The organism is Streptomyces sp. NPDC048415, assembly GCF_040651675.1.
In the GTDB taxonomy this organism is placed as follows: Bacteria; Actinomycetota; Actinomycetes; order Streptomycetales; family Streptomycetaceae; genus Streptomyces.
The window spans coordinates 1-26,525 of the sequence record NZ_JBEZKJ010000002.1 but is presented as its reverse complement, the minus strand read 5'-3'; the positions used below and the strand labels follow the sequence as shown (position 1 = coordinate 26,525).

The window sequence follows — 26,525 nt, the reverse complement described above, 5'->3', positions numbered from 1 at the left end:
CGAGGGGCGGGAACACGACGGCCACCGGCTCCGGGGAGGTCACCGCCAGCGGCCGATCTCGACGTTCTCCAGGATGCCGAGCGCGTCGGGCACGAGCACGGCGGCCGAGTAGTACGCCGTCACCAGGTAGGAGATGATCGCCTGCTCGTTGATGCCCATGAAGCGCACCGACAGGCTCGGCTCGATCTCGTCCGGGATGCCCGCCTGCTGGAGCCCGATCACACCCTGCTCGGCCTCGCCGGTACGCATGGCGATGATCGAGGTCGTACGGGTGTCGCTGACCGGGATCTTGTTGCACGGGAACAGCGGGACCCCGCGCCAGGTCGGGATGCGGTTGCCCGCGATCTCCACGCTCTCGGGGACGAGTCCGCGTTTGTTGCACTCGCGGCCGAACGCGGAGATCGCGCGCGGGTGGGCGAGGAACAGCTTGGTGCCGCGCCTGCGGCTGAGCAGTTCGTCGAGGTCGTCGGGGCTGGGCACACCGTCGTGCGGCTGCAGCCGCTGGTCATACTCGCAGTTGTTGAGCAGGCCGAACTCCCGGTTGTTGATGAGCTCGTGCTCCTGGCGCTCCTTCAACGCCTCGACGGTGAGCCTCAGTTGCTGCTCGGTCTGGTTCATCGGCTGGTTGTAGAGGTCGGCCACGCGCGTGTGCAGGCGCAGCACGGTCTGCGCGATGCTCAGTTCGTACTCGCGCGGCGCCGCCTCGTAGTCCACGAAGGTGCCGGGGATGTCCGGCTCTCCGGTGTGGCCGGCGGAGAGGTCGATCTCCTTTTCGCCGTACTTGTTGGTGCGCTGCTCCGGAATCGCGCGCAGCTCCTGGAGGTGGTCGCTCAGGGACTCGGACCGCTCCGCGACCTGCTCGAGGTCCTGGCGGGGCAGCGTGAGCACGGTGACCGCGGTGACCGCGCGGGCCGTGTACTCCCAGATGGCGTCCGGGTCGATGAGCGCCTGCTCCCCGAAGTACGCGCCGTCGGCGAGGACGCCGAGCACCGCGTCGTCCCCGTAGGGACCCGTACCCATCTTCTCTACCTTGCCGTGGGCGAGCAGGAACACCTCGTCTGCCGGGCTGCCGAACGAGGCGAGCACCTCGCCGGGTGCGAACTCCCGTTGCTGGCAGCGCTGGGCGAGCTCGCCGAGTACCTCCTGATCCTCGTACGAGCGCAGTACGGACAGTTCGCCGAGCTCCGCGGGGATGACCTGAACGCGGTCACCGGTCTTCACGAACGTCACGCGGCCGTCGCCCACGGAGTAGCTGAGCCGCCGGTTCACGCGGTACGTGCCACCCTGCACATTCACCCACGGAAGCATGCGCAGCAGCCAGCGGGAGCTGATCTCCTGCATCTGGGGTGCGGACTTGGTGGTGGTGGCCAGGTTCCGCGCGGCGGATGTGCCGAGACTCTGCTGCGGCCTGCCCTGCTGCGCGCGGACCTCTTCGCCTACCGACATGAAAATTGCCCTCCCGGTCGTGCACTGGATCTGCGGGGACCAGCCTTCCATCACGGAGTGTGCCGGTGCTATTACACGAATGAGCGGGAATGGATCAGGGGGGAGTGGGCAGAGGGCCCCACTTTGTCGAGCGGTCGTGGCGGGGAACTCCAAGATCCGGCCAACCGTTGGAGCATGCGACGGACAACGACGGGAGACGGCAGTGGCAGGCTTCCTGGACCGTGCCAGAGAACAGGCGCAGCGCGGCCTCACGCAGGGCAAGCAGAAGCTCGACGAGGTGCAGGCGCAGCGCGCCGGCGGCGACCTCCTGAAGAGACTGGGCGCCGCGTATTACGCGGAGCGGCGCGGCAGCGGCTCCCCCGAGGCGACACAGCAGGCCCTGCAGGCCTTGGAGAGCCACATAGCCACACACGGGGACGCGTTCCTGCACTCCTGACCGACGAGTCCCTCCAGTCCGGATCGACCGGTTCCTCCGTTCCTGTCCGGATCGGCTCGCACGCTGTACGAACGAGTGGGCCCGGCCGCCCTGTTACGGGTAAAAGCTGCGGTACGAGACGGCCGCGACAGGCGGCCGACGTGCGGCACGAAGGAGGCGGCATGGCCCCACCCATGTCCGCGGGCAGTTTCCTGGACCGGCTCAGAGAGGAAGGCGTCACCGTCGTCGAGGTCGGCGACTGGGAGCATCACAACCGCAATCACAAGGGCCCCTGGGGTCCGGTGCACGGCGTGATGATCCACCACACGGTCACCTCGGGCAGCGAGCGCACCATCGAGATCTGCCGCGAGGGCTACGAGTATCTGCCCGGACCGCTGTGCCACGGCGTCATCACCAAGGACGGCGTCCTCCATCTCGTCGGCTACGGCCGCGCCAACCACGCGGGTCTGGGCGACGACGACGTGCTGCGCGCGGTGATCGCGGAGAAGGCGCTCCCACACGACAACCAGGCCAACACCGACGGCAACCGCCACTTCTACGGCTTCGAGTGCGAGAACCTCGGCGACGGAAAGGACCCGTGGCCCGAGGCTCAGATGGCGACCATCGAAAAGGTCTCCGCCGCGATCTGCCGGCACCACGGCTGGACGGAGCGCTCGGTGATCGGCCACCTGGAATGGCAGCCGGGAAAGATGGATCCCCGCGGATTCACGATGAACTCCCTGCGGGAGCGCATCCGCGAGCGGCTGAAGTGACCGGCGGGCAGCCGTAGGCGGCCGTCGCGGGGAGGCAGCCGAAGGCGTCCGACGCGGACAGACAGCCGAAGGCACCCGACGCGGGCAGACAGCCGAAGGCACCCGACGCGGGCAGACAGCCGAAGGCGGCAATCGCAAGCGGGCACCCGTCGGCGCACCGCCTGGGGACACATGTCGGCGCACCGCCTGCGGACACATGTCCGACAATGGCGGGGTGACCAGCCCTGACGTCCCCGAAGCGCTCGACGTCCCCGAAGCGCTCGATGTCTCCGAAGCGCTCGATGTCTCCGAAGCGCTCGGCCCGACCGGCCTGCGGCCGCGACTCCCGTCGCCGCTGCGGGAGGCCATGGACGAGCGCTTCGCGCGCCAGGGCGTCCGGCTGCTGCTCAAGCGCGACGATCTGATCCACCCGGAGCTGGTCGGCAACAAGTGGCGCAAGCTGGTCCCGAACCTTCAGGCGGCGACGGGCCGGACGATCGTCACCTTCGGCGGGGCCTACTCGAACCATCTGCGGGCGACGGCCGCCGCGGGCCGCCTCCTCGGCCTGTCCACCCTCGGCGTGATCCGCGGCCAGGAGCTGGCCGACCGGCCCCTCAACCCCTCACTCGCCCGGTGCGCGGCCGACGGTATGCGACTGCACTTCGTCGACAGATCGACCTACCGCCGCAAGACGGATCCGGAGACGCTGGCCGGGATCCTGCGCGCGGCGGGCGCCGAGGACGCGTACGTCGTGCCCGAGGGCGGCAGCAACTCCCGTGCCGTACACGGCTGCCAGGAGCTCGGCGTGGAGCTGCGCGGTCACGGCGGTGTCGACGTAGCCGCCCTCGCCTGCGGCACCGGCGGCACCCTCGCGGGCCTGGCCGCCGGGCTCGCTCCCGGCCAGCGCGCCCTGGGCTTCCCGGTCCTCAAGGGCGGCTTCCTGGCGGCCGACATAGAGGCCCTGCAGGAGGCCGCCTTCGGTGGCCGCCGCGGCACCTGGTCCCTCGACGACCGCTTCCACTTCGGCGGCTATGCCCGCACCACCCCCGAACTCGACGCCTTCGCCGACGACTTCGAACACCGCCACGGGCTGCCCGTCGAACGTCTCTATGTCGCCAAGATGCTGTACGGACTTGTCGCCCTGGTCCAGGAGGGCGCGTTCGCGCGCGGGACGACCGTGGCGGCCGTCATCACCGGAGCACCGCTCTCCTGAAGCAGTGAAGCGGTGAAGCAATGAAGTAGTGAAGCAATGCTCACGCCGCTTCCCGATAGGCCGCCGCCTCCTCGAGGTCCAGTCGGCGCAGCAGGGTCCGCAGCATCTCGTCGTCGATGTAGCGGTAGTCCCGGAGCTTCACGAAGACCTCGCGCTCGGCGCCGATCATCTCGCGCGACAGCCGCCGGTAGGTGTCGTCGGCGGTCTCGCCGGTGACCGGGTTGACCGCGCCGAGGCGCTCCCAGACGGCGTTCCGGCGCCGTTCCAGGACACTGCGCAGACGGTCGGCGAGGGGCGGGGGCAGGGCGTTGCGCTCGTCGCTGAGGAGTTCCTCGAGGCGTTCTTCGGCGGCCCGGGAGGCCTGCGCCTGCGCGTTGGCCTCGGCGAGCGTCTCGGCTTGCGCGTCACGGCCCGGCAGTTTGAGGAGGCGGATCAGCGGGGGCAGCGTCAGCCCCTGCACGACCAGGGTCCCGATGACCGTGGTGAAGGTCAGGAAGAGGATCAGAGTGCGATCGGGAAAGGCCCTGCCGCCGTGCACGGTGAGCGGGATGGAGAAGGCGATGGCGAGCGAGACCACGCCGCGCATCCCGGCCCAGCCGACGATGAACGGCCCCTTCCAGGTGGGATTCTCCTCGCGCTCCCGGATCCGCGCCGACAGCAGACGCGGCAGAAACGTCGCCGGATACACCCACACGAACCGGGTCGCGACCACAACGACGAAGAGGGCCACCGCGTACCAGACGGCGCGCCCGCCCCCGTACTGCCCAAGTCCCCTGAGGACGACCGGCAGTTGCAGTCCGATCAGTGCGAACACCGCCGACTCCAGCACAAAGGCGACCATCTTCCACACCGCCTCCTCCTGGAGCCGGGTCGCGAAGTCCACCTCCCAGGAGCGGTGCCCGAGGTAGAGCGCGACGACGACCACCGCGAGCACTCCGGAGGCGTGCGCCCACTCGGCGAGCCCGTACGCGACGAACGGGATCAGCAAGGAGAGGGTGTTCTGGAGCAGCGCCTCGTTCATGTGCGTGCGCACCCAGTGGATCGGGATCATCAGGACGAGCCCGACGAGGACGCCGCCGACGGCCGCCAGCAGGAACTCGCGGATGCCGCCCGCCCAGGTCGCGCCCTCACCGACCGCGGCGGCGAGCGCCACCTTGTAGGCGGTGATCGCGGTCGCGTCGTTCACCAGCGACTCGCCCTGCAGGATCGTGGTGATCCGCGAGGGCAGCCCCACCCGGCGCGCCACCGCCGTCGCGGCAACCGCGTCCGGGGGCGCCACCACCGCTCCCAGGACCAGCGCCGCGGGCAGCGGCAGGCTCGGCACGATCAGATACGCGGCCCAGCCGACCACCAGGGTCGCGAAAAGGACGTACCCGACCGACAACAGCGCGACGGGCCGCAGTTGCGCCCGCAGATCGAGGTACGAGCTGTCGGTGGCCGCTGTGTAGAGCAGCGGGGGCAGCAGCAGCGGGAGCACGACTTCTGGGTTGAGCTCGTAGGGGGGCACCCCGGGGACGTACGAGATCAGCAGGCCGGCCGTGACGAGCAGGAGCGGTGCGGGGACCGGGGTGCGGCGGGCGGCTCCGGCGACCGCCGCGCTGCCCGCGACCAGCAACAGAAGTGGCAAAACGTGCATCGTCTTCGCCCGCCCTCGTTCTCGCGCGGCTTCCCGCACACCCGACGTAACCTGGCAATCATGAAACAGTGCACGCATGCCGACGCGCTGCCGCACCCCGAGCCCGATCCGCTGAGCGAGACCTGCCTGGAGTGTCTGGCGGCCGGCACACACCCGGTGCAGCTTCGCCTGTGTCTGGAATGCGGGCACCTCGGTTGTTGCGATTCGTCGCCGCTGCGGCACGCCACGGCGCACCACAAGGACACCGGGCATCCGATCATGCGCACGTTCGAGATCGGGGAGAGCTGGCGTTGGTGCTTCGTCGACCACGTCCTCGTATGACGCGTCGACGGCATACTGGTAGGGCTCGCGGATCGCGTACGCGTGTGGCCCGCGATCCGGACGGTTCGACCGTCTGACGCCTGGGTACGTCAACCCGGCGCGCGCTCTTCCTATTTGGGGCCGCAGACCCCTAGCCACTGTGCGTACTCATAGGCTTACTATGAGTGACAGCAAGGGACGGGGCCCCCAGGACAGGAAACTTGGGAGCGCGGTAGCGTCACCGCTGAACCACGTAGCGCGTTACCCCGGGGGGCGACCCTCGGCCCCCGAAAGAGCTCGAATGAGCTTGTACCACCATGGAGGTGAGGGTGTCCCAGATCGCAGGCGAGCCCGCGACGAAGGACTTCGTGGAAGTCCGGCTGCCGGCCGCGGGTGCCTATCTGTCGGTGCTGCGCACGGCCACGGCCGGGCTCGCGGCCCGTTTGGACTTCACCCTCGACGAGATCGAGGACCTGCGCATCGCAGTGGACGAGGCCTGCGCGATCCTGCTGCAGCAGGCCGTCCCCGGTTCGGTGCTCAGCTGTGTCTTCCGGCTCATCGAGGACTCACTGGAGGTCACGGTCTCAGCCCCGACCACGGACGGTCACGCTCCGTCACGGGACACCTTCGCCTGGACCGTCCTCTCGGCCCTCGCCGGCAAGGTCGACTCCACCGTCGCCGAGGACAAGACCGTTTCGATCAGCCTCTACAAACAGCGCGGCGCGGGACCCGGGCCGGCGTGAGGAACGGGGACGGGCCGGTGCGGGACGAAGAGCGCGGCACACGAGAGCTTCCCGTCGAGCGTGTCGAGGGCCTCGGCGGGCCTCGGCGCGTGACGGACGGCGTCGACGGCATCCCCGAGCAGGCCCGGCCGCACCCGGAGGACGGCGCCTCCTCGGCGGCCGCCGAAGCGCAGCTTGGGGTCTCCCCTGCTCCTGGAGGTCCCCCCGGTTCGAGTACGGCCGAGAACCTGGGGGAAGAGCCGCGAGCTCGGGGAATGGTGACGGGCGGGACTATGAGCGAGCACGAGCGAGACGCGGAGCAGAGCGTGCAGGGCGCGCAGCACGGGCCGAGCGCCCAGCAGATCCGGCACGACCCCCACGACCGCAGCGGGGCACGGGCGATGTTCATCGAGCTGCGCAAGCTGAAGGAGGGCAGCGCCGAGTACGCGGAGCTGCGCAACCAGCTGGTCCGCATGCACCTCCCGCTCGTCGAGCATCTCGCGCGCCGCTTCCGCAATCGCGGTGAGCCACTGGACGACCTGACCCAGGTCGCCACCATCGGTCTGATCAAGTCGGTCGACCGCTTCGACCCGGAGCGCGGCGTCGAGTTCTCGACGTACGCGACTCCGACGGTCGTCGGTGAGATCAAGCGGCACTTCCGCGACAAGGGCTGGGCGGTACGAGTCCCGCGCCGCCTGCAGGAGCTGCGGCTGGCACTGACCACCGCGACCGCGGAGCTCTCGCAGCTGCACGGCCGCTCCCCGACGGTGCACGAGCTGGCCGAGAAGCTGGCCATCTCGGAGGAAGAGGTCCTGGAGGGCCTGGAGTCCGCCAACGCGTACTCCACGTTGTCCCTGGACGTCCCCGACACGGATGACGAGTCGCCGGCCGTCGCGGACACCCTGGGCGCCGAGGACGAGGCGCTGGAGGGCGTCGAGTACCGGGAATCCCTCAAGCCGCTTCTGGAGGACCTCCCGCCCCGCGAGAAGCGGATCCTGCTTCTGCGCTTCTTCGGCAACATGACGCAGTCGCAGATCGCCCAGGAGGTCGGCATCTCCCAGATGCACGTCTCCCGCCTACTGGCTCGCACCTTGGCCCAGCTCCGCGAGAAGCTGCTGGTGGAGGAGTAGGGCCACCTCGCGGGGTGGGCAGTGGCCAGCCGCACGGCCGGCGTCTGTCCCGCTCTGCGGGAAGGTGCTGGTGGAGGAGTGGCCTCGGCCTTGCGGGGCCGGTGCCAGCCGCACGGTCGGCACCGTGCCACGGATGTCGGCCCGCTCTGCCGGAGCTCCAAGTGGCACCGCCTCGCGGCGGGGTGCCGAGTTGTCGGCGCCGTGTAAACGCCGCGAACGCGGACGCCGTACGCGTCGGCGCCGTGTAAACGCCGTCCCGCGGACGCCGTGCGCCTCCCGCGGGAAGCTGCTGGAGGAGTGAGGACCGCCTCGCGACGCGATGTGTCGACCGCACGAGGGCTAGGTCGGCGCCCCCGCCCAACTCGGTGCGCCGACACCCCGGCGCTTCGCGGCTCACGAGGTCCCCCCGAGCCGCCCCGGCGGTTACTTCGGCTCTTCCGCTCCGCCCGGTCCGCGGATGCCCAGCGCACGCGTTGTCGCCGGGTTCACCAGCAGCACCAGCGCCGCGATCGCGATCACCGCCAGGGCGATACCGCCGGGGATCGCGATGCTGTCCGCCTGGAGCAGGTTGTAGGCCACGGGCAGCGCCATGATCTGGGTGATGACGGCCGGTCCCCGGCTCCAGCCGCGACGCAGCAGCAGGCCGCGCGCGGCCAGCAGGGGCAGCAGGGCGAGCACGATCAGCGTGATACCGCCGGTCACGGCCTGCTGGCGGTTGTCGGGGTCGCCTGTGAGGCCCAGGACGAGCACGTAGACGCCCCCCGCGACGAGGGCGAGCCCCTCCAGCGCGGCCAGCGCCGCCGCGGCGGTCAGCCGCCCGGAGCGGGGTTCTGCGATGGGGACGACGGGGGTGGGATTCTGCTCAGGACTCACCACAGAAGAGTAGCCCTCGCCCAGCCACAGCCGAGGGTCCTGGTGCCCCGCCGACCGCCGGGGCATCGACCACGCACGGCCACCTGGCGACCGCCGGGGCACCGGGGCGCCGGGGCACCGACCACGCACGGCCACCCGCCCACCGCCGGGACGCCGACCACACAAAGCTGGCCCGCCCACCGCCGGGCCGCCGACCACACAAAGCTGGCGCGCCGACCGCCGGGCCGCCGGGCCGGGCCGCCCGCCGACCGACGGGGCCCAGCTCCACGCAAGGTCCACCACAAACCGACGCGACCGACAACCACACAACCCCACCTGCCGGCCCACGCAACCCCACCTGCCGACCCACGCCGCCGACGGCCCCGCCAAGCGGCCCGCCAATCCAACCCGGCCCATAGCCACCGAAGCCCGCCGACCGACAGACACCTTCCAGGCCCAGCCACGCCACCCGCCAACCAACGCGAGCCCCCAGCCACGCGAGGGCCCACCACAGACCGACGCGACCGACGACTACGGAAGCCCGCTCGCCAGCCCGGCCCGGCCCGGGTCGCGGGCGGGCCCAGGGACCGTCCGCGACCCACAATGCGGCCAACGCTCTCGGCGGCGGCCGCCCGCCCTCGCGGCTGACCGGCCCCGCAAGCCGACCGCCAAGCAACGCGGCCGCCGGCCAGGCGAGGACCGACCCCACCGACGGAGTCACCAGTCCCGCAGGAGCCGCACGCCAGCCCACGCCGTCGATGGCGCCCCCGCGGGCCCGTCCGCCGACCGCCACGGTCGATGTGGCCCACGAAGGGACCGCCCGCCGACCGGTGCGGGCCAGGTGTCAGGGCGAGGTCCGGCCCGCCGGACACCCCACGTGCGCAGGCTCACGCCCCGATCTCTTACCTGATCCCTACCTCGGTCTGGGACGAGTACCACCCAGTAGGTACGCTGCATCGCATGCGTGCACTTCTCGTGGTCAACCCGGCAGCAACCACCACAAGTGCGCGCACGCGTGACGTCTTGATCCACGCGCTCGCGAGCGAGATGAAGCTCGAGGCGGTCACGACCGAGTACCGCGGGCACGCCCGGGACCTCGGTCGGCAGGCCGCGGAGAGCAAGGACATCGACCTGGTCGTGGCCCTCGGCGGTGACGGCACCGTCAACGAGGTTGTGAACGGCCTGCTCCATCACGGCCCCGACCCGGAGCGCCTGCCCCGCCTCGCCGTGGTCCCCGGCGGCTCAACCAACGTCTTCGCCCGCGCTCTCGGCCTGCCCAACGACGCCGTGGAGGCCACCGGCGCTCTGCTGGACGCCCTTCGCGAGCAACGGGAACGCACGATCGGTCTGGGCCTCGCCGCGGGAACCCCGGGCACGGAGGACGAAGCCGTACCGTCCCGCTGGTTCACCTTCTGCGCCGGCCTCGGCTTCGACGCGGGCGTCGTCGGCCGGGTCGAACAGCAGCGCGAGCGCGGCAGACGCTCCTCTCATGCGCTGTATCTCCGCCAAGTGGTACGTCAGTTTTTGGACGAACCTCACCGCCGACACGGAACGATCACCCTGGAGCGCCCCGGCACGGACCCGGTCACCGATCTGGTCCTGTCCATAATCTGCAACACCTCGCCGTGGACGTTTCTCGGCAATCGTCCGGTGTACGCCTCACCTAAGGCCTCGTTCGATACCGGACTCGACGTACTCGCCCTCAACCGCATGTCGACGGCCTCCGTCGCCCGGTATGCCACCCAGTTGCTCACTTCGTCCCCCGAGCGCGGACCCCATGGCAGGCACGCCATCTCCCTGCATGACCTGACGGACTTCACCTTGCATTCGAAGGTGCCGCTGCCCCTTCAGATGGACGGTGACCACCTCGGGCTGCGCACAAGCGTGACGTTCACAGGCGTACGCCGTGCACTGCGTGTGATTGTGTGAGCGGAAGGGCCCAAAGTCCTTTCACTCGAACGTTTAGACCATGGTCCACCCCATAGAAGTACGGCTGTGACCTAGTCGACACCGAGGAATCAAAAAAAACTTTCCAGAAGGGGTTGTATCCGCCGCTGAGGTTTGCGAGTCTCTACGTGGCGCTCGGGACGGCCCGCAACATCGGCCACCACAGAGAGCCAGAACCCCTCCTCACATCAAGGACCACGCCAGTCCGTCTGGTAGTCGGCCCTTCACTTGTTGAGGGATTCGTGAAAGCGTTCACATTCACAAGCAACGTGCATGTAATACCAAGGAGAGGTAGCAGCCATGGACTGGCGTCACAACGCCGTTTGCCGCGAGGAAGACCCCGAGCTCTTCTTCCCCATCGGCAACACCGGTCCTGCGCTGCTGCAGATCGAGGAAGCCAAGGCCGTCTGCCGCCGCTGCCCCGTCATGGAGCAGTGCCTGCAGTGGGCGCTCGAGTCCGGCCAGGACTCCGGCGTCTGGGGTGGCCTCAGCGAGGACGAGCGCCGCGCGATGAAGCGTCGCGCCGCCCGCAACCGGGCCCGTCAGGCCTCCGCCTGACGCCCCACCCCGCACGAGCCTGAGCTTGGCGGCGCGTACAGCGAGTACGCATCTCCCGCCCCCGAGCCGCAGCGCGCAGTACCCCCGATGCGCTTTTGAGCAACGAGCTTTCAGCCCCGGATCACTTGTGGTCCGGGGCTCATTGCTGTTCGCGTTCGCGTGGATTGCTCGCGCGGGTCGGCCGAGCAGGTTACTTCGTCGCCCGCACCGGGATGTCGAGGATCACCTGCGTACCCCGCTCCGGGGCCGCCACCATGTCGAAGGTGCCACCCAACTCGCCCTCCACCAGCGTCCGTACGATCTGCAGACCGAGGTTGCCCGAGCGGTGCGGGTCGAAGCCCTCGGGCAGACCGACGCCGTCGTCCTGGACGGTGACCAGGAGGCGGGCGTCCTTGGTGGTGCCGCCGCGCACCGCCGAGACCTCGACGGTGCCCCGGTCGCCCTCACGGAAACCGTGCTCCAGCGCGTTCTGCAGGATCTCGGTGAGGACCATGGAGAGCGGGGTCGCGACCTCGGCGTCCAGGATCCCGAAGCGGCCGGTGCGCCGGCCGGTGACCTTGCCCGGTGAGATCTCCGCGACCATGGCGAGCACCCGGTCGGCGATCTCGTCGAACTCCACGCGCTCGTCCAGGTTCTGGGAGAGCGTCTCGTGCACGATCGCGATAGAACCGACCCGGCGTACGGCTTCCTCCAGGGCTTCGCGGCCCTTGTCCGAGTCAATGCGCCGGGCCTGGAGCCGCAGAAGTGCCGCCACCGTCTGGAGATTGTTCTTCACCCGGTGATGGATCTCCCGGATGGTCGCGTCCTTGGTGATCAACTCACGCTCACGGCGCCGCAGTTCGGTGACGTCACGCAGCAGTACGAGCGAACCGACGCGCGTGCCCTTGGGCTTGAGCGGGATCGCGCGCAGCTGGATCACCCCGTCGCCGCTCTCGATCTCGAACTCGCGGGGCGCCCAGCCGCTGGCCACCTTGGCCAGCGCCTCGTCCACCGGGCCGCGGGACGGCGCGAGTTCGGCCGTGGTCACCCCGAGGTTGTGACCCACCAGGTCGGCGGCCAGACCGAGGCGGTGGTACGCCGACAGCGCGTTCGGAGAGGCGTACTGGACGATGCCGTCCGCGTCCAGCCGGATCAGCCCGTCGCCCACGCGTGGCGAGGCGTCCATGTCGACCTGCTGGTCGGGGAACGGGAAGCTGCCCGCCGCGATCATCTGCGCGAGGTCGGAGGCGCTCTGGAGGTACGTCAGTTCGAGGCGGCTCGGGGTGCGCACGGTGAGAAGGTTGGTGTTGCGCGCGATGACGCCGAGGACGCGCCCCTCACGTCGTACGGGGATGGACTCGACCCGTACCGGAACCTCCTCGCGCCACTCGGGGTCGCCCTCGCGCACGATCCGGCCCTCGTCGAGAGCGGCATCCAGCATGGGGCGGCGGCCGCGCGGGACGAGGTGGCCGACCATGTCGTCCTGGTACGAGGTGGGGCCGGTGTTGGGCCGCATCTGGGCGACGGAGACATAGCGGGTGCCGTCGCGGGTGGGGACCCACAGGACGAGGTCGGCGAAGGAGAGGTCGGAGAGCAACTGCCACTCCGAGACCAGCAAATGCAGCCACTCGAGGTCGGAGTCACCGAGGGCGGTGTGCTGGCGTACGAGGTCGTTCATGGAGGGCACGTGTGCGAGCGTACCCGGGGTATACGACAACCCCCGAAATCAGGCACCCGCGCGGGCCCGGAAACACCCGCGGGCCGCGGCGCCTGGGAGGGACCCTCAACCCTCCCGGCACCGCAGCCCGGAGCAACAACGGCCGTGGGGTGTGCGGTCCCGGTCGGCCGAAGAGAGGAGCCGGAGCAGTCAGGGCAGAGAGCGCCGGTTCCTCGGTCCGCCTTCCTGTGCGGGGAAGACGGAGGCTTGTTCACTTACTCAAGCATTGTGGACTAGACCATAGTCCTGCGTCCATGCGTCCGCTGTCCATGCGTCTGCGGGATGTTTGTTGTTGTCCGCTTATCCAACATCCAACAGCACCCATCACGCAGACTAACCCGCTTCGGTTCATGAACGGGCGGGATTGGCGCAGGAGCTTGGCCAGATGGCCATGGCGAGGGCGGCGAGGGCTTCCAGTTCCTCCCGACAGGCCCCGTCACGGGCCTGCTGGGACATACCCTGGATGATCGCTCCGGTGTGCCGGGCCAGGGCCGCGGCGTCGGTGCCGGCGGGCAGCTCACCTGCCGCGATCCCTGCTCTTATACGACTCTCGAAGGCGGCGATGTCGGCGTTGCGCCGCTCGCGCAGGGACTCCTCGACCTCCGGCGATCCGCAGTTGGTGGCCGCGTGGATGACCAGGCAGCCGCGCGGGTGCTCCTGAGCGGTGTACTCGACCGCGGCCTCGCGCAGCAACCGCTCGACCGCGGCGCGAGCGGTGGGTTCCTCGGCCAGCGCGCGCTCACCGAAGGAGCCGTACTTCGTGCCGTACGCGCGGACGACCTCGTCGAACAGCGACCGCTTGTCGCCGAACGCCGCGTACAGGCTCGGGGCGCCGATGCCCATGACGCGGGTGAGGTCGGAGACGGAGGTCGCCTCGTAACCGTGTTCCCAGAACGCGAGGATCGCCTTCTCCAGCGCGGTCTCGCGGTCGAAGGAACGGGGGCGGCCGCGCTGTTTGCTCACGGTCCTGGCGTCCTTGCGCACGGCGGTTCCCGGCTCGGCCTGCTGCCTGTTCACCATGACAGGGATTTTATAGCGGGTACTAGAGAAATGTCGGTGGGCTGTTGTAGGGTTTTTTCTGTAGCGATCACTAGTGAAATCTGGAGGTGGGCCGACATGGGCGTGTTCGCGGGCAGGCCGGCAAGCGTCACGGGAGTGGCGAGGCATCGCTCAGTGGGTTTCCGTCACCTTCGCCAGGGCACGCGGCGCGTCCGGGTCCTGGCCGCGGGCGATGGTGACCTCGTAGGCCAGCAGTTGGAGCGGGATGATCTCCAGGATCGGCTGGACCTCCTCGGCGACGCCCTCGGTGGGCAGGACGAAACCGGCCGAGGCCCCTTCGACCTGGGCCCGGGGACCGATGACGACGAGGTCGGCGCCGCGTCCGCGCAGCCGGTCGAGCACGGGCTGGAGCGCCTCGCCGCCCTTGCCGTCGGTGACGACCGCGATGATCGGGGAGATGTTGTCGACCATGGCGAGCGGACCGTACAGGAGGTCGGCGCCGGAGTAGGAGAGGGCGGGGACGTAGCTGGTCTCCATCAGCTTCAGGGCGGCTTCCTTGGCGGTGGGATAGCCGTAGCCGCGTGAGGTGATCACCATGCGCTCGGCGAAGCGGTAGCGGGAGGCGAGTGACCTGACCTCGCCCTGGCGGGCGAGGAGTCCGGCGGCCAGGTCGGGCAGCGCCCTCGCGGGGGCGCCGTCGCCGCCACGCAGACCCGCTCGGTGTGCGGGGGGCTCAGTGCGCGCGGGGCTCGGGGTGCGGTTTCCATTGCACTCCCCCGGGCGGGAGCTCGCGCGTCCGGCTGGCGCATCGGCGGGCGGCCGCTTCCGGTGGCACCTTCGTACTTCGTACGCGCCTTCGTGGGCGCCATCGTGGGCTTACGGGGCGACGTGAAGGAGGCGCCTCTGCTAGATTGGTCTATACCACATGTGTCCCCTTTCGGATTCCACTTGAGTCCCCTGAGTCCCCTCTCCAGATCGGCAGGCCCAGCGTGGAAGTTGTCATCGTCCCGGACGCCAAGGCAGGCGGCGAGCTGATCGCCGAGGCCATGGCGGAGCTGCTCCGGCGCAAGCCCGACGCCCTGCTCGGCGTGGCCACCGGCTCGACTCCGCTGCCCATCTACGAGGCGCTGGCGGCCAAGGTGAGCGCCGGTGCCGTGGACGCCTCGGGCGCGCGGATCGCCCAGCTCGACGAGTACGTGGGGCTGCCGGCCGAGCATCCCGAGTCGTACCGCTCCGTGCTGCGGCGGGAAGTGCTCGAGCCGCTGGGCCTCGGCATCGACGCGTTCATCGGGCCGGACGGCACCGCCGAGGACGTACAGGCCGCGTGCGAGGCGTACGACAAGGCGCTGGCCTCGGCCGGCGGGGTCGATCTCCAGCTGCTCGGCATCGGGACGGACGGCCACATCGGGTTCAACGAGCCGTGCTCCTCGCTGGCCTCGCGGACCCGGATCAAGACGCTGACCGAGCAGACCCGGGTCGACAACGCGCGGTTCTTCGAGGGCGACATCGAGCAGGTGCCGCATCACGTCATCACCCAGGGCATCGGCACCATCCTGGAGGCGCGGCACCTGGTGCTGCTGGCGACGGGCGAGGGCAAGGCGGACGCGGTGGCCGCGACGGTCGAGGGGCCGGTGGCCGCGGTGTGCCCCGCGTCCGCCTTGCAGCTCCATCCGCACGCGACCGTCGTCGTGGACGACGCGGCTGCGTCCAAGCTGAAGCTCGCGGACTACTTCCGGCACACGTTTGCGAACAAGCCGGACTGGCAGGGAATTTAGAGCCTGGCTCCCACCGCCGTCGTCACACCGGAGGGCGCGGTGGTCTGCGTGAGCGCCGGCATCGGCCACTCGGACACCGGCGAGATGGTCGGATTCCTCACCTGGATGTGCGCTACCGCCTGACCCCCCTCGGTCGGCGCGGCGGGAAGAGGTGGGTGCCGTGCCCTGCGCGGGCCCGGCACCGAGGTGCTCACATGCCACATCGCTCCCCCGCCGCGGGGAGAGGTGGGTGCCGTGCCCTGCGCGGGCCCGGCACCGAGGTGCTCACGTGCCGCACCGCTCCCCGCCGCGACTACTGCCCGGCGATGACCTCCGCTGCCGCCCGGCCGCACACCCGCGCCGCGCCATGGGTGGCGATGTGCAGGGCGCCCCTCGGCGGTGACTGCGGTACACCCATCTCGACCACGATGGTGTCGGGGCGGGAGGAGAGAAGGGTGTCGAGGGCGGCGGCCATCCAGGGATGACGATGTTCGTCGCGGACCACGGCGACGATACGGCGTGGGCCCGCGGCGGTGAGGGCCGCTGCGCCCGCGTTCTCGCCGGTGAAGCCGGCGGTCTCCGTGCCAGGGAGGAGCTGGGCCAGTTCCGCTGCGACGCCCCAAGGGGTTTCGTCACCTACCGCGATGTTCGCGACCGGGGTGAGGGCGGCTACGTACGGCGCGTCCGTGAGCGGGCTGTACGTCTCGGCGTGCGTCACCGTGAGCGCCCGGCGGGCGGCGACCAGCCCGACGTCGGCACGCCCCATCAGGCCAACTCCCTCGTCGGAGACGGAAGTTCTTCCCGAGCCGCCGGTCTTCGAAGCGGCGGAGGCCGTCCAGTGGGCGAGGCCCCGTACGCGTGCCGCCGCGTCCGCGAGGCGTTCCTCGGGGAGTTCGCCGGTGCGGACGGCCGAGACGAGTGCGTCGCGCAGACGGCGTACCGTCTCGTCGTCCGCCAGTCCGCCGCCCACGCAGATCGCGTCGGCGCCGGCCGCGATGGCGAGAACACTGCCCCGCTCGATGCCGTACGTCGCGGCGATGGCCTGCATCTCCATGCCGTCGGTGACGATGAGGCCGTCGTAGCCGAGTTCCTCGCGGAGCAGGCCGGTGAGGATGCGGCGGGAGAGGGTGGCCGGGCGCTCGGGGTCCAGGGCCGGGACGAGGATGTGCGCGCTCATCACGGCGCGGGTGCCCGCGGCGATCGCGGCCCGGAAGGGGGCGAGTTCGCGGGACTCCAGGACCGAGGACTCCACGTCGATACGCGGCAGCGCGTGGTGCGAGTCGACCGCCGTGTCGCCGTGCCCCGGGAAGTGCTTGGTGCAGGCGGCGACGCCCGCCGCCTGGAGTCCGGTCACGTACGCGGCGGTGTGCCGGGCCACCAGATCGGTGTCGGCGCCGAAGGAACGTACGCCGATCACGGGATTGTCCGGATTCGAGTTCACGTCCGCCGACGGCGCCCAGTTGAGGTTGACCCCGCACGCGGCCAGGCGGCGGCCGAGTTCGAAGGCCACGTCCCGGGTCAGCGAGGTGTCGTCCACCGCCCCGAGCGCGTGGTTGCCGGGGAAGGACGACCCCGTACGCACCTCAAGGCGCGTGACATCACCGCCCTCCTCGTCGATCGCGACCAGTACGTCGTCGCGTTCCCCGCGCAACTGGGCGGTCAGGGCGGCCAGTTGGCCGGGCGAGGCGATGTTGCGGCCGAACAGTCCGACGGAGGCAAGGCCTTCGCCGAGGCGGCGGAGCAGCCAGTCGGGGGCCGTGATTCCTCTGAAGCCGGGCTGGAGGACGGTGAGCGCATCGCGGGTCAGGGTGTCTGTTCCGCTGGCGAGTGTCGTCATCGGGTGGCGTTATCCCTTCACGGCGCCCGCGGTCAGCCCCGCGGCCATCTTGCGCTGGACGATGAGGAAGAGGACGACGATCGGCACGGCCATCATCGTGGAACCGGCCATCATCGGTGCGTACTCGGTGCCGTGCTTGGTGGTGAAGTTGCCGAGCCAGACGGTGGCGGTCTGGTTCTTCTGGCTCATCAGCATCAGGGCGTAGAGGTATTCGTTCCAGGCCTGGATGAAGGCGTATACGGACGTGGCGACCATGCCCGGGGCCAGCAGCGGGAAGACCACTCGGATGAAGGCGCCCGTGCGGCTGCAGCCGTCGACCATCGCCGCCTCCTCCAGCTCCTTCGGGATGTTGACGATGAACCCGCGCAGCGTCCACACCGTGAAGGGGAGGATGAAGGTCAGGTACGTGATGATCAGGCCGGAGAGCTTGTCGTACTGATCGAGGTCGTTCAACAGCAGGAAGATCGGGATGATCATGGCGACCAGCGGGACCATCTGGACCGCGAGGATGCCCACGATCACGACTTTCCGGCCGCGGAAGGCGAACCGGGAGATGGCCAGCGCGGCCAGCATCCCCACCAAGACGCCGATCACGACCACCGACAGGGACACGATCAGGCTGCGGCCCACCGGGCCCCAGAAGTCCGCGATGTCGAGGGCCCGGCGGAAGTTGTCGAGCGTGAGTGCCGTGGGCAGCAGGCTCGGGTCGGGGTCGATGGCGTCCTTGGCCGGCTTGAACGCCGTGTCGAACATCCAGTAGACCGGGAAGCCCGCGGTGACGAAGACGAGCAGGCCGAGCAGGTTCCAGCCCAGCTTGGACTTGCGGGGCCGGGAGACGGCGGAAGCCGTGGTCGTGGTCACTCGACCTCTCCGATCTTGAGCATCTGACGCATGTAGACGGCGACCACGCCGAGCAGCAGGAGCACGGTGAGCAGGGCGATCGCCGAGCCTTGCGCATAGTCGTTGACCACGAAGGCGCGGTCGTAGGAGTAGGTGGTGAGCAGCTGGAACTCGGCCTCCGGGTGGCCACCGCGCATCACGAAGACCTGCGGGAAGACGCCCATGTCCCAGATGACGGAGAGCGTCGTGAGCATTACGATGATCGGCTTCAGGATCGGCAGCGTGACGTAACGGAAGACGCCCCACGCGCCCGCGCCGTCAAGCCGTGCCGCCTCTTCCAGTTCCGCCGGCACCTGCGTCAGTCCCGCGCTGAGCGTGATGACGACGAACGGCACCGCGCCCCACACCACGAGCAGCATGATCACGGCCAGGCCCTGAGGTCCGCTCGCGAACCAGTTGTGGCCGATCATGTCGACGCCCGGCAACTTGCTGAGCAGCGCGTTGAAGACGCCGTAGTCGGAGTCGAAGAGCCACTTGAAGACGGTGGTCGCCACGATGATGGGCATGCCCCAGCTGGCCACGAGCACGATGTTGATGAGCGTCTTCACCCAGCCGGAGACCCGCTGGAGGAGCAGCGCGATCAGCATGCCGATGACCATCGTGAAGATGACGGAACCGGCGGCGAAGACGATCGTCCGTACGACGACGGCCCAGAACTCGCTGTCGCCCAGCACCTTGCCGAAGTTGTCGAAGCCGACCGACTCGGCCGGCTGGAAGCCCCAGAGCTGGGACTGCCCGAACTTCTGGAAGGAGAGGGTGACCAGCCGGACCAGTGGATAGCCGAGGACGAGCGCGAGGATCAGCAGGCAGGGGGCGAGCAGGGCCCAGGGGACGGCTGCCCCGCCGAAGGTCCGCTTTGTGCGTGGCTGCTCCCGCGCGGCAGGTGGTGGTGTCGGCTGCCGCGCAGGCGGCACTTTGGCGGTGGTCGTATCAGCGGCACTCATCCGCGCGCTCCTCAGCGGTCCCTCAGGTCGTACGGGTCGTACGGGAAGCGGGCCTCCGTCGCCCGACCAGGTCGCACGGGAAGCAGGGCACCCGTCGCCCGAGCAGGTCGTAGGGGTCGTACGGGAAGCAGGGCCCCGCGTCTCCGTGAAGGAGGACCGACGGGGCCCTGCCGGGGGTCACTTGGTGTTGATGACCTTGTCGATCGCGGCGTCCGCGTCCTTCGCGGCGGCCTCGACCGACTTCTTGCCGGTGCCGATGTTCTGCAGCATGGTCTGCAGGACCTGGGCCTTCTCGACCTGTCCCCAGCCCGGGGCCATCGGGACGAACCAGTTGCTCTCGGCCGCGGTGGCCGGAACCTCGGTCTTCGGGTCGCTCTTGAGGGTCGCGAGGTCGATCTTGTTGTTGGGCAGGTTGCCCTTGGCGATCAGACCCTTCTGGCCCTTGGCACCCGTGAACGCGTTGATCCACTCACTGGCGACGGCCTGCGCCTTGGACTTCACCGGCACGGCGAGGTCGGAGCCGCCGAGGAAGACGGGGAGGTTCTTGCCGGAGGGGCCGGGCACCACGAAGTTCTCGAGGTTGCCCTTGAGCTTGCCGGTCTTGTCGTTCTTCGGGTCCTCGGAGGTCGCGCCCTCCCAGGCAGCACCGAAGATCATGCCGGACTTGCCCTGGCCGTAGACGATGTAACGGTCGGACTCGTCCTTGGTCTTGTCGCCGTGCATGTACTTGTCGACGACGTTCTTGAACTCCTTGAGCCCCTTGACGGACTCCGGGGAGGAGAGGTTGGCCTTCCACTGGCCGCCCTCCTCCTTGGCGATGGAGCCGCCGGCGTCGTACACGAAGGACATGGCCGCGTACCAGTCGCGGGTGGGCTGGTACCAGGCGCTGAACTTGTTCCCCTCCTTCTTCTGGATCTTGTCCAGGGCGGAGGTGAGCTCCTCGTACGTCTTCGGCGTGGACTTGACACCGACCGAAGCGGCCACGTCCTTGCGCCAGTTGCCGACGCGGCCACCGGCGTAGTACGGCACGCCGTAGGTCTTGCCGTCGTAGGTGACCGAGTCCTTGAGGCCGTCCAGCCAGCCGCTCGAGTTGTCGAACTTCGACGTGTCGAGGGGAGCGAAGGCGCCCTTGACCATGTAGCCGAGCATCTCGGTGTTGCCCATCTCGACGACGTCGGGGGCCTTGTCGGTGGCGAGCACGGCGTCGAGCTTGGTGTTCTTGTCCGGCCAGCCGTAGTACTCGTGGTTGATCTTGATGCCCGGGTGCTTCGCCTTCACGGCCGTGTCGGCGGCCTTGACCAGCTCGGGCCAGTTGTTCTGCGCGTCCACGGTGAGCCAGACGGTCAGCTCCTTGGCGTCCGCGCCCTTGCCCGACCCCCCGGACTTGTTGTCACTGTCCCCGCACGCCGCGATGGAGACCATCATGCCCGCGATACCGATCGCGGCTATCAGCTTGCGCTTCACGCCACCCTCCTCAGGGATGCCACAAACCCCCCTGCCCACCGCGTGACATACGCCGAGTACTGCCCGTGGGGCCGGGACTGGACCAATGGTGTAGACCAGTAGGGGGGAGCTTGGCCTAGACCTAGAGGGGTGTCAAGGGTGTGTAAGCCCGTCCAGTCGTCCGTTATGGGACCTACATATGCAAGGACCTTTAAGTAGGTAAACGGCATAAACGACAGGGCTGTTCGCGGCCCCCGTCCGACCCGACTTCCGCGCGGTGGACTAGACCAACACGGACGCCGACGGTATATAGAGGGGATCACGCAGCGTGCGAGGGGACACTCGTACAAGAAGCCGTGCCACGATGTGAGCCGTGGCCGATGGGGATGTCGGTCGTTTCGGCATCCGGAGCCGGGAAGGCAGAGCATGAGCACCGACGTCGGCAGTGCGGAGAACGAGGGTGGGGCCCCCATCCGTACCGCGCGCGTGCCCAAGTACTACCGCCTGAAGAAGCACCTGCTCGACATGACGGAGACGCAGTCGCCCGGCACTCCGGTACCGCCCGAGCGCACCCTCGCCGCCGAGTTCGACACCTCGCGCACCACCGTGCGACAGGCCCTTCAGGAACTGGTCGTCGAGGGCCGGCTCGAACGCATCCAGGGCAAGGGCACCTTCGTGGCCAAGCCCAAGGTCTCCCAGGCACTCCAACTCACCTCGTACACCGAGGACATGCGCGCCCAGGGACTCGAACCCACCTCGCAGCTCCTGGACATCGGCTACATCACCGCCGACGAGACTCTCGCCGGGCTGCTCGACATCTCGGCCGGCGGCCGGGTGCTGCGCATCGAGCGGCTGCGGCTGGCGAGCGGCGAGCCGATGGCGATCGAGACGACCCACCTGTCCGCGAAGCGCTTCCCCGCCCTGCGCAGGTCGCTCGTCAAGTACACCTCCCTCTACACCGCGCTCGCCGAGGTGTACGACGTCCATCTCGCCGAGGCCGAGGAGACCATCGAGACCTCCCTCGCGACCCCGCGCGAGGCCGGGCTGCTCGGCACCGACGTCGGCCTGCCCATGCTGATGCTCTCCCGCCACTCGCTCGACAAGCAGGGCGAGCCGGTGGAGTGGGTGCGGTCGGTGTACCGGGGCGACCGGTACAAGTTCGTGGCACGGCTGAAGCGTCCGGCGGAGTGACGCGGCTCAAGCGCCCGCAGGAATGAGCCACTTGGGGTAGTGCGGCTCGCATAGTTGCTCTACGGTCCTCCCGTCACCGCATGGACGGGAGGACGAACGGTGCGTACCGCCAAGCCTCGAACCATCGTCATCTGGACCCTCGTCGCGCTGATCGGCGCCGCGGGCTGGTCCGTGCTCGCGCTCGCGCGGGGCGAGAACGTGTCGGCCGCCTGGATGGTCGCCGCCGCGCTCGGCTCGTACGCGATCGCCTATCGCTTCTACGCGAAGTTCATCGCGTACAAGGTGCTCAAGGTCGACAAGACCCGGGCCACCCCCGCGGAACGGCTCAACAACGGCATCGACTTCCATCCGACCGACCGGCGCGTACTGCTCGGTCACCACTTCGCGGCGATCGCGGGCGCGGGCCCGCTGGTCGGCCCGGTGCTGGCCGCGCAGATGGGCTACCTGCCCGGCACCATCTGGATCATCGCCGGCGTGATCTTCGCGGGCGCCGTCCAGGACATGCTGGTCCTGTTCTTCTCCACCCGCCGGGACGGACGCTCGCTCGGGCAGATGGCCCGCGAGGAGATCGGCCCGTTCGGCGGGGCCGCCGCGCTGCTCGCCGCCTTCGCCATCATGGTCATCCTGCTCGGCGTACTCGCGCTGGTGATCGTGAACGCGCTCGCCGCCTCGCCCTGGGGCACCTTCTCCATCGGGATGACCATCCCCATCGCCCTGCTGATGGGCTTCTACCTGCGGGTCCTGCGACCGGGACGGGTCACGGAGGTCTCGCTGATCGGCGTCGCCCTGCTGCTGCTCGCGCTCGTCGCGGGCCGCTGGGTCGCCGAGTCGTCCTGGGCCGACACCTTCACCCTCGCCCCCTCCACCCTGGTCGTCTGGCTGGTGGCGTACGGCTTCATCGCGTCGATCCTGCCGGTCTGGATGCTGCTGGCACCGCGCGACTACCTCTCCACCTTCCTGAAGATCGGCACGATCGCGCTGCTGGCGGTCGGGGTCGTGGTCACGCTGCCGACGCTGAGGATGGACGCGGTCACGGACTTCGCCAGGCATGGCGACGGGCCCGTCTTCGCGGGCTCGCTCTTCCCGTTCGTCTTCATCACGATCGCCTGCGGCGCCCTGTCCGGCTTTCACTCGCTGATCTCGTCCGGCACGACTCCCAAGATGATCCAGAAGGAGACGCAGATCCGGATGATCGGATACGGCTCCATGCTGATGGAGTCGTCGGTCGCGATCATGGCGCTCGTGGCGGCGTGCGTCATCGACCCGGGCCTGTACTTCGCGATGAACGCGCCGGCGGGGGTCGTCGGGACCACCGTCGAATCCGCCTCCCATGCGGTCGCGCACTTCGGGTACACCATCTCCCCGGCGGACCTCGCGAAGGCCGCGCACCAGGTCGAGGAGCAGACCCTGCTCTCCCGCACCGGCGGCGCGCCCACCCTGGCCATCGGCGTCTCGGAGATCTTCTCCAAGGTCACCGGCGGGAGTCTGCGCGCCTTCTGGTATCACTTCGCGATCATGTTCGAGGCGCTGTTCATCCTGACCGCGCTCGACGCGGGCACCCGGGTGGGCCGGTTCATGCTTCAGGACATGCTGGGCAACGTCTACCGGCCCTTCAAGAACGTGAGCTGGAAACCGGGCCTGGTCGTCACCAGCGCGATCGTGACGGGCCTGTGGGGCTACTTCCTCTGGGTCGGGGTCCATGAACCTCTCGGCGGCATCAACCAGCTGTTCCCGATCTTCGGCATCTCCAACCAGTTGCTCGCCGCGGTGGCCCTCGCCGTCTGCACGACCCTGCTGGTGAAGTCCGGCCGCCTCAAGTGGGCCTGGGTCACCGGCATTCCGCTGGTCTGGGACGCCACGGTCACCCTCACGGCCAGCTACCAGAAGGTGTTCTCCGGCGATCCGCGCGTCGGCTTCTTCAAGCAACGGTCCGTCTACCAGGACGGCATCGACGCCGGGAAGGTCCTGCCGCCCGCCAAGAGCATGGACGACATGCACACCGTGGTCACCAACTCCACGGTGGACGGCGTCCTTTCGGCCGTCCTCGCCGTGCTCGTCGTCGTGGTGATCGCGGACGCGGCCCGGGTGTGCGTCCGGCACGTCCGCCGCCCCGCGATGTCCACGCTGAGGGAGGCGCCGTACGTGGAGTCGCAGATCGTCGCCCCGGCCGGGCTGATACCGACCCGCAAGGAGAAGGCGGAGGAGCGCGATGCGATCGGCGCTGCGCAGGGCGATTAGCGCAGTGCGGTGGTACGTGCGGGAGTTGACCGATGAGTCCGCATACGACCGCTATGTCGCGCACGTCCGCAAGGACCATCCGGAAGCGCCCGTGCCCTCGCGTCGCACGTTCGAACGGGCGCGCAGTGACCGTCAGGAGCAGGACCCCCGGCAGGGCTTCCGTTGCTGTTGAGGACGGCTGGTCGCTGCTGAGGAGGGATATACGGATATGCGGAGGTCATAGCGGACCGATATGCGGACGGGGGGTTCCGCTTGCGCGACGCCGTCGCCTAGATTGCCTGCGCGTTACACAGGTGATCAGTGATCACGCGGGTGATCAGCGAGGGGACGGAGCCGCCGTATGTCAGATGTGCCTGAAGTGAAGCCACCGGTGGTCACACCGGTCCGCGTCGTGATCGCCCTCTGCCTGCTCGCCCCGTTCGTGGCGATGTTGTGGGTCGGCTCCTACGCGAAGGCCGACCCGGCGTTCATAGGCATCCCGTTCTTCTACTGGTACCAGATGCTGTGGGTGATCATCTCGACCGCCCTCACCATGACCGCGTACAAGCTGTGGCAGCGTGACCAGCGCGCCCGCACGGGAGGTGCGTCGAAGTGAAGGACGGCGTGAACGGCGTCGCACTCGGCGTCTTCATCTTCTTCTTCCTGGCCGTCACGGTCATGGGATTCCTGGCCGCGCGCTGGCGCCGGGCGGACGACGAGCACAGCCTCGACGAATGGGGCCTGGGCGGGCGGTCGTTCGGCACCTGGATCACCTGGTTCCTGCTCGGCGGCGACCTGTACACGGCGTACACCTTCGTCGCCGTACCCGCCGCCATCTACGCGGCGGGCGCGGCCGGCTTCTTCGCCGTGCCCTACACGATCCTGGTCTATCCGCTGATCTTCACCTTCCTGCCCCGCCTGTGGTCGGTGTCCCACAAGCACGGATACGTGACGACGTCGGACTTCGTGCGCGGACGCTTCGGCTCCAAGAGCCTGTCCCTCGCCGTGGCCGTCACCGGCATCCTGGCCACCATGCCGTACATCGCGCTCCAACTGGTCGGCATCCAGGCCGTGCTGGACGTCATGGGCGTGGGCGGCGGTGAGAACACCAACTGGTTCGTCAAGGACCTGCCGCTGCTCATCGCGTTCGGTGTGCTGGCCGCGTACACCTACTCGTCGGGTCTGCGCGCCCCGGCCCTGATCGCGTTCGTGAAGGACACGCTGATCTACATCGTGATCGCGGTGGCCATCATCTACATCCCGATCAAGCTGGGCGGGTTCGACGAGATCTTCAAGGCGGCGAGCGCCAAGTACACGGCGGCCGGCGCGGGCGGGATCGTACCCGCCGAAGCGGGCCAGTGGACGTACGCCACCCTCGCGCTCGGCTCGGCGCTGGCGCTGTTCATGTATCCGCACTCGATCACGGCGACGCTGTCCAGCCGCAGCCGTGAGGTGATCCGCCGCAACACCACGATCCTCCCGCTGTACTCGCTGATGCTGGGCCTGCTGGCCCTGCTCGGGTTCATGGCGATCGCGGCCGGGGTGAAGGTGCAAAACGGCCAGCTGGCGATTCCGCAGCTCTTCGAGACGATGTTCCCGGACTGGTTCGCGGGCGTGGCCTTCGCCGCCATCGGCATCGGGGCACTCGTCCCGGCGGCCATCATGTCCATCGCGGCCGCGAATCTCTTCACCCGCAACATCTACAAGGACTTCATCAATCCGGACGCGACCCCGCAGCAGCAGACCAAGATCTCCAAGCTGGTCTCGCTCCTGGTGAAGGTGGGCGCGCTGGTCTTCGTCCTGACGATGGACAAGACCGTCGCGATCAACTTCCAGCTGCTCGGCGGCATCTGGATCCTGCAGACCTTCCCGGCGCTGGTCGGCGGTCTGTTCACCCGCTGGTTCCACCGCTGGGCGCTGCTCGCGGGCTGGGCCGTCGGCATGCTCTACGGCACGCTCGCCGCGTACGGGGTCGCCTCGCCGACCCAGAAGCACTTCGGCGGCAGCGCGAAGGAGATCCCCGGGATCGGGGAGATCGGCTACATCGGCCTGACGGCGTTCACCCTGAACGTGGTCGTGACCGTCGTCCTCACCTTCGCCTTCCGCGCCTTCAAGGCCCCCGACGGCATCGACGAGACCTCCCCCGAGGACTACACGGCCGACGCCGGCGACCCGGGCGTCGAGGTGGAACTCCCGCCGGCCACGGCAGGCGCGTCCCACTGAGACCGGGCCACGTTCAGGTCGGCGGGAACGAGGCCCTGGCCCAGTACGGCCCCGGGGTGTGCGGCAAGCTGTACGGGAACGAGTCCAGAAGGGCGGCGGCGCAGTGTCACTGCATCACGAAGTAGACGACGTGCCCCGGTGCGTGCCGACCCGGCGGATGTGGCTGGCCGAGCTGGCGGTGTTCGCCGTCTCGGCGGCGGCTGCCTTCCTGGTCATCCTGGCGCTGCTGCCCATCCGCCGTCCGGCCACGCTCGACGCCGAACTCGCCGATGCCTGCCCGAACGTCATCGGGGTGAAGTACGCCGTTGCGGACGCCGCCCGCTTCGCCGCCTTCGCGCGGGACGCCGGGC

General features: G+C 69.1%; 23 protein-coding genes and 2 pseudogenes. 15 read left to right on the top strand and 10 right to left on the bottom strand.

Going from position 1 to position 26,525, the window contains the following annotated elements; genetic code table 11:
* Nucleotides 1–39: 39 nt before the first annotated feature.
* The gene (locus tag AB0D27_RS01695; protein ID WP_362500948.1) at nt 40–1,446 is read right to left on the bottom strand and encodes a family 2B encapsulin nanocompartment shell protein; all 1,407 of its coding nucleotides are present in this window, start codon (nt 1,444–1,446) and stop codon (nt 40–42) included.
* Between the two features lie 202 nt (nt 1,447–1,648).
* Here AB0D27_RS01695 and AB0D27_RS01690 point away from each other — a divergent pair, with 202 nt between their 5' ends.
* The 3 genes from AB0D27_RS01690 to AB0D27_RS01680 all read left to right on the top strand — a co-directional run bounded on the left by AB0D27_RS01690 (nt 1,649) and on the right by AB0D27_RS01680 (nt 3,826).
* Nucleotides 1,649–1,882, top strand: coding sequence for a hypothetical protein (locus tag AB0D27_RS01690; protein ID WP_362500947.1), 234 nt, complete (start codon nt 1,649–1,651; stop codon nt 1,880–1,882).
* A gap of 161 nt (nt 1,883–2,043) precedes the next feature.
* Nucleotides 2,044–2,634, top strand: a complete 591-nt coding sequence (locus AB0D27_RS01685) for an N-acetylmuramoyl-L-alanine amidase (protein WP_362500946.1) — start codon at nt 2,044–2,046, stop codon at nt 2,632–2,634.
* A 346-nt stretch (nt 2,635–2,980) separates the two neighbouring features.
* Nucleotides 2,981–3,826 (top strand): pyridoxal-phosphate dependent enzyme, encoded by an 846-nt coding sequence (locus tag AB0D27_RS01680; RefSeq protein ID WP_362501395.1) that lies wholly within the window; start codon nt 2,981–2,983, stop codon nt 3,824–3,826.
* Between the two features lie 40 nt (nt 3,827–3,866).
* Here AB0D27_RS01680 and AB0D27_RS01675 read toward each other — a convergent pair whose 3' ends face one another.
* Nucleotides 3,867–5,462, bottom strand: a complete 1,596-nt coding sequence (locus AB0D27_RS01675; RefSeq protein WP_362500945.1) for a Na+/H+ antiporter — start codon at nt 5,460–5,462, stop codon at nt 3,867–3,869.
* A gap of 60 nt (nt 5,463–5,522) precedes the next feature.
* On the opposite strand from AB0D27_RS01675, the gene AB0D27_RS01670 reads away from it, so the two are divergent.
* The 3 genes from AB0D27_RS01670 to AB0D27_RS01660 all read left to right on the top strand — a co-directional run bounded on the left by AB0D27_RS01670 (nt 5,523) and on the right by AB0D27_RS01660 (nt 7,614).
* Entirely contained in the window at nt 5,523–5,783 is a 261-nt protein-coding gene (locus AB0D27_RS01670) for a UBP-type zinc finger domain-containing protein (protein ID WP_362500944.1), read from the top strand.
* 308 nt (nt 5,784–6,091) lie between these two features.
* Nucleotides 6,092–6,505, top strand: coding sequence for an anti-sigma regulatory factor (locus AB0D27_RS01665; protein ID WP_351429616.1), 414 nt, complete (start codon nt 6,092–6,094; stop codon nt 6,503–6,505).
* Nucleotides 6,502–7,614, top strand: coding sequence for an RNA polymerase sigma factor SigF (locus tag AB0D27_RS01660; RefSeq protein ID WP_362500943.1), 1,113 nt, complete (start codon nt 6,502–6,504; stop codon nt 7,612–7,614). Before AB0D27_RS01665 ends, AB0D27_RS01660 begins: the two co-directional genes overlap by 4 nt.
* A gap of 423 nt (nt 7,615–8,037) precedes the next feature.
* Here AB0D27_RS01660 and AB0D27_RS01655 read toward each other — a convergent pair whose 3' ends face one another.
* Nucleotides 8,038–8,487 carry a hypothetical protein gene (locus AB0D27_RS01655; protein ID WP_362500942.1) on the bottom strand — a complete coding sequence of 150 codons (450 nt, stop codon included), beginning with the start codon at nt 8,485–8,487 and terminating at the stop codon, nt 8,038–8,040.
* Nucleotides 8,488–9,426: 939 nt separating this feature from the next.
* On the opposite strand from AB0D27_RS01655, the gene AB0D27_RS01650 reads away from it, so the two are divergent.
* Nucleotides 9,427–10,395, top strand: coding sequence for a diacylglycerol kinase family protein (locus AB0D27_RS01650; RefSeq protein WP_362500941.1), 969 nt, complete (start codon nt 9,427–9,429; stop codon nt 10,393–10,395).
* 318 nt (nt 10,396–10,713) lie between these two features.
* On the top strand, nt 10,714–10,971 hold the full coding sequence (locus AB0D27_RS01645) for a WhiB family transcriptional regulator (protein ID WP_016639615.1): 258 nt from the start codon (nt 10,714–10,716) through the stop codon (nt 10,969–10,971).
* Nucleotides 10,972–11,161: 190 nt separating this feature from the next.
* Here the strand turns inward: AB0D27_RS01645 and AB0D27_RS01640 are convergent, their stop codons facing one another.
* The 3 genes and pseudogenes from AB0D27_RS01640 to AB0D27_RS01630 form a co-directional block, all read right to left on the bottom strand.
* Nucleotides 11,162–12,628 carry a PAS domain-containing sensor histidine kinase gene (locus AB0D27_RS01640; protein ID WP_362501393.1) on the bottom strand — a complete coding sequence of 489 codons (1,467 nt, stop codon included), beginning with the start codon at nt 12,626–12,628 and terminating at the stop codon, nt 11,162–11,164.
* 387 nt (nt 12,629–13,015) lie between these two features.
* On the bottom strand, nt 13,016–13,687 hold the full coding sequence (locus AB0D27_RS01635; RefSeq protein WP_362500940.1) for a TetR/AcrR family transcriptional regulator: 672 nt from the start codon (nt 13,685–13,687) through the stop codon (nt 13,016–13,018).
* Between the two features lie 150 nt (nt 13,688–13,837).
* Nucleotides 13,838–14,380, bottom strand: a pseudogene (locus AB0D27_RS01630) (SIS domain-containing protein); the annotation flags it as partial.
* Nucleotides 14,381–14,655: 275 nt separating this feature from the next.
* On the opposite strand from AB0D27_RS01630, the gene nagB reads away from it, so the two are divergent.
* A complete protein-coding gene (gene nagB / locus AB0D27_RS01625) occupies nt 14,656–15,441 on the top strand; it encodes a glucosamine-6-phosphate deaminase (RefSeq protein ID WP_362500939.1) in 786 nt (261 codons plus the stop codon).
* A gap of 292 nt (nt 15,442–15,733) precedes the next feature.
* Here the strand turns inward: nagB and AB0D27_RS01620 are convergent, their stop codons facing one another.
* The 4 genes from AB0D27_RS01620 to AB0D27_RS01605 form a co-directional block, all read right to left on the bottom strand.
* The gene (locus AB0D27_RS01620) at nt 15,734–17,257 is read right to left on the bottom strand and encodes a glycoside hydrolase family 3 protein (RefSeq protein WP_362500938.1); all 1,524 of its coding nucleotides are present in this window, start codon (nt 17,255–17,257) and stop codon (nt 15,734–15,736) included.
* A gap of 9 nt (nt 17,258–17,266) precedes the next feature.
* Nucleotides 17,267–18,118: a carbohydrate ABC transporter permease gene (locus AB0D27_RS01615; RefSeq protein ID WP_362500937.1), complete on the bottom strand. Its 852-nt coding sequence runs from the start codon at nt 18,116–18,118 to the stop codon at nt 17,267–17,269.
* Nucleotides 18,115–19,101 (bottom strand): sugar ABC transporter permease, encoded by a 987-nt coding sequence (locus AB0D27_RS01610; protein ID WP_362500936.1) that lies wholly within the window; start codon nt 19,099–19,101, stop codon nt 18,115–18,117. The genes AB0D27_RS01615 and AB0D27_RS01610 overlap by 4 nt, the downstream gene beginning before the upstream one ends.
* 177 nt (nt 19,102–19,278) lie before the next feature.
* Nucleotides 19,279–20,565 carry an extracellular solute-binding protein gene (locus AB0D27_RS01605; protein ID WP_362500935.1) on the bottom strand — a complete coding sequence of 429 codons (1,287 nt, stop codon included), beginning with the start codon at nt 20,563–20,565 and terminating at the stop codon, nt 19,279–19,281.
* Between the two features lie 405 nt (nt 20,566–20,970).
* Here AB0D27_RS01605 and AB0D27_RS01600 point away from each other — a divergent pair, with 405 nt between their 5' ends.
* The 6 genes and pseudogenes from AB0D27_RS01600 to AB0D27_RS01575 all read left to right on the top strand — a co-directional run.
* Nucleotides 20,971–21,735 (top strand): GntR family transcriptional regulator, encoded by a 765-nt coding sequence (locus AB0D27_RS01600; RefSeq protein WP_362500934.1) that lies wholly within the window; start codon nt 20,971–20,973, stop codon nt 21,733–21,735.
* A gap of 99 nt (nt 21,736–21,834) precedes the next feature.
* A complete protein-coding gene (locus AB0D27_RS01595; RefSeq protein WP_362500933.1) occupies nt 21,835–23,973 on the top strand; it encodes a carbon starvation CstA family protein in 2,139 nt (712 codons plus the stop codon).
* Complete coding sequence (locus tag AB0D27_RS01590; protein ID WP_362500932.1) at nt 23,945–24,145, top strand: YbdD/YjiX family protein; 201 nt, start codon at nt 23,945–23,947, stop codon at nt 24,143–24,145. Before AB0D27_RS01595 ends, AB0D27_RS01590 begins: the two co-directional genes overlap by 29 nt.
* 168 nt (nt 24,146–24,313) lie before the next feature.
* Nucleotides 24,314–24,568 carry a DUF3311 domain-containing protein gene (locus tag AB0D27_RS01585; protein WP_362500931.1) on the top strand — a complete coding sequence of 85 codons (255 nt, stop codon included), beginning with the start codon at nt 24,314–24,316 and terminating at the stop codon, nt 24,566–24,568.
* A complete protein-coding gene (mctP, locus tag AB0D27_RS01580) occupies nt 24,565–26,175 on the top strand; it encodes a monocarboxylate uptake permease MctP (protein ID WP_362500930.1) in 1,611 nt (536 codons plus the stop codon). The genes AB0D27_RS01585 and mctP overlap by 4 nt, the downstream gene beginning before the upstream one ends.
* A 256-nt stretch (nt 26,176–26,431) precedes the next feature.
* Nucleotides 26,432–26,525, top strand: a pseudogene (locus tag AB0D27_RS01575) (dihydrodipicolinate synthase family protein); the annotation flags it as partial.

What these genes read in the sequence shown, in the direction of transcription:
- AB0D27_RS01695 (WP_362500948.1), bottom strand. Translation starts at nt 1,446, where the DNA reads ATGTCGGTAGGCGAAGAGGTCCGCGCGCAGCAGGGCAGGCCGCAGCAG.
- AB0D27_RS01685 (WP_362500946.1), top strand. Translation starts at nt 2,044, where the DNA reads ATGGCCCCACCCATGTCCGCGGGCAGTTTCCTGGACCGGCTCAGAGAG.
- AB0D27_RS01680 (WP_362501395.1), top strand. Translation starts at nt 2,981, where the DNA reads ATGGACGAGCGCTTCGCGCGCCAGGGCGTCCGGCTGCTGCTCAAGCGC.
- AB0D27_RS01675 (WP_362500945.1), bottom strand. Translation starts at nt 5,462, where the DNA reads ATGCACGTTTTGCCACTTCTGTTGCTGGTCGCGGGCAGCGCGGCGGTC.
- AB0D27_RS01670 (WP_362500944.1), top strand. Translation starts at nt 5,523, where the DNA reads ATGAAACAGTGCACGCATGCCGACGCGCTGCCGCACCCCGAGCCCGAT.
- AB0D27_RS01650 (WP_362500941.1), top strand. Translation starts at nt 9,427, where the DNA reads ATGCGTGCACTTCTCGTGGTCAACCCGGCAGCAACCACCACAAGTGCG.
- AB0D27_RS01645 (WP_016639615.1), top strand. Translation starts at nt 10,714, where the DNA reads ATGGACTGGCGTCACAACGCCGTTTGCCGCGAGGAAGACCCCGAGCTC.
- AB0D27_RS01640 (WP_362501393.1), bottom strand. Translation starts at nt 12,628, where the DNA reads ATGAACGACCTCGTACGCCAGCACACCGCCCTCGGTGACTCCGACCTC.
- AB0D27_RS01635 (WP_362500940.1), bottom strand. Translation starts at nt 13,687, where the DNA reads ATGGTGAACAGGCAGCAGGCCGAGCCGGGAACCGCCGTGCGCAAGGAC.
- AB0D27_RS01620 (WP_362500938.1), bottom strand. Translation starts at nt 17,257, where the DNA reads ATGACGACACTCGCCAGCGGAACAGACACCCTGACCCGCGATGCGCTC.
- AB0D27_RS01610 (WP_362500936.1), bottom strand. Translation starts at nt 19,101, where the DNA reads ATGAGTGCCGCTGATACGACCACCGCCAAAGTGCCGCCTGCGCGGCAG.
- AB0D27_RS01600 (WP_362500934.1), top strand. Translation starts at nt 20,971, where the DNA reads ATGAGCACCGACGTCGGCAGTGCGGAGAACGAGGGTGGGGCCCCCATC.
- AB0D27_RS01590 (WP_362500932.1), top strand. Translation starts at nt 23,945, where the DNA reads ATGCGATCGGCGCTGCGCAGGGCGATTAGCGCAGTGCGGTGGTACGTG.
- AB0D27_RS01585 (WP_362500931.1), top strand. Translation starts at nt 24,314, where the DNA reads ATGTCAGATGTGCCTGAAGTGAAGCCACCGGTGGTCACACCGGTCCGC.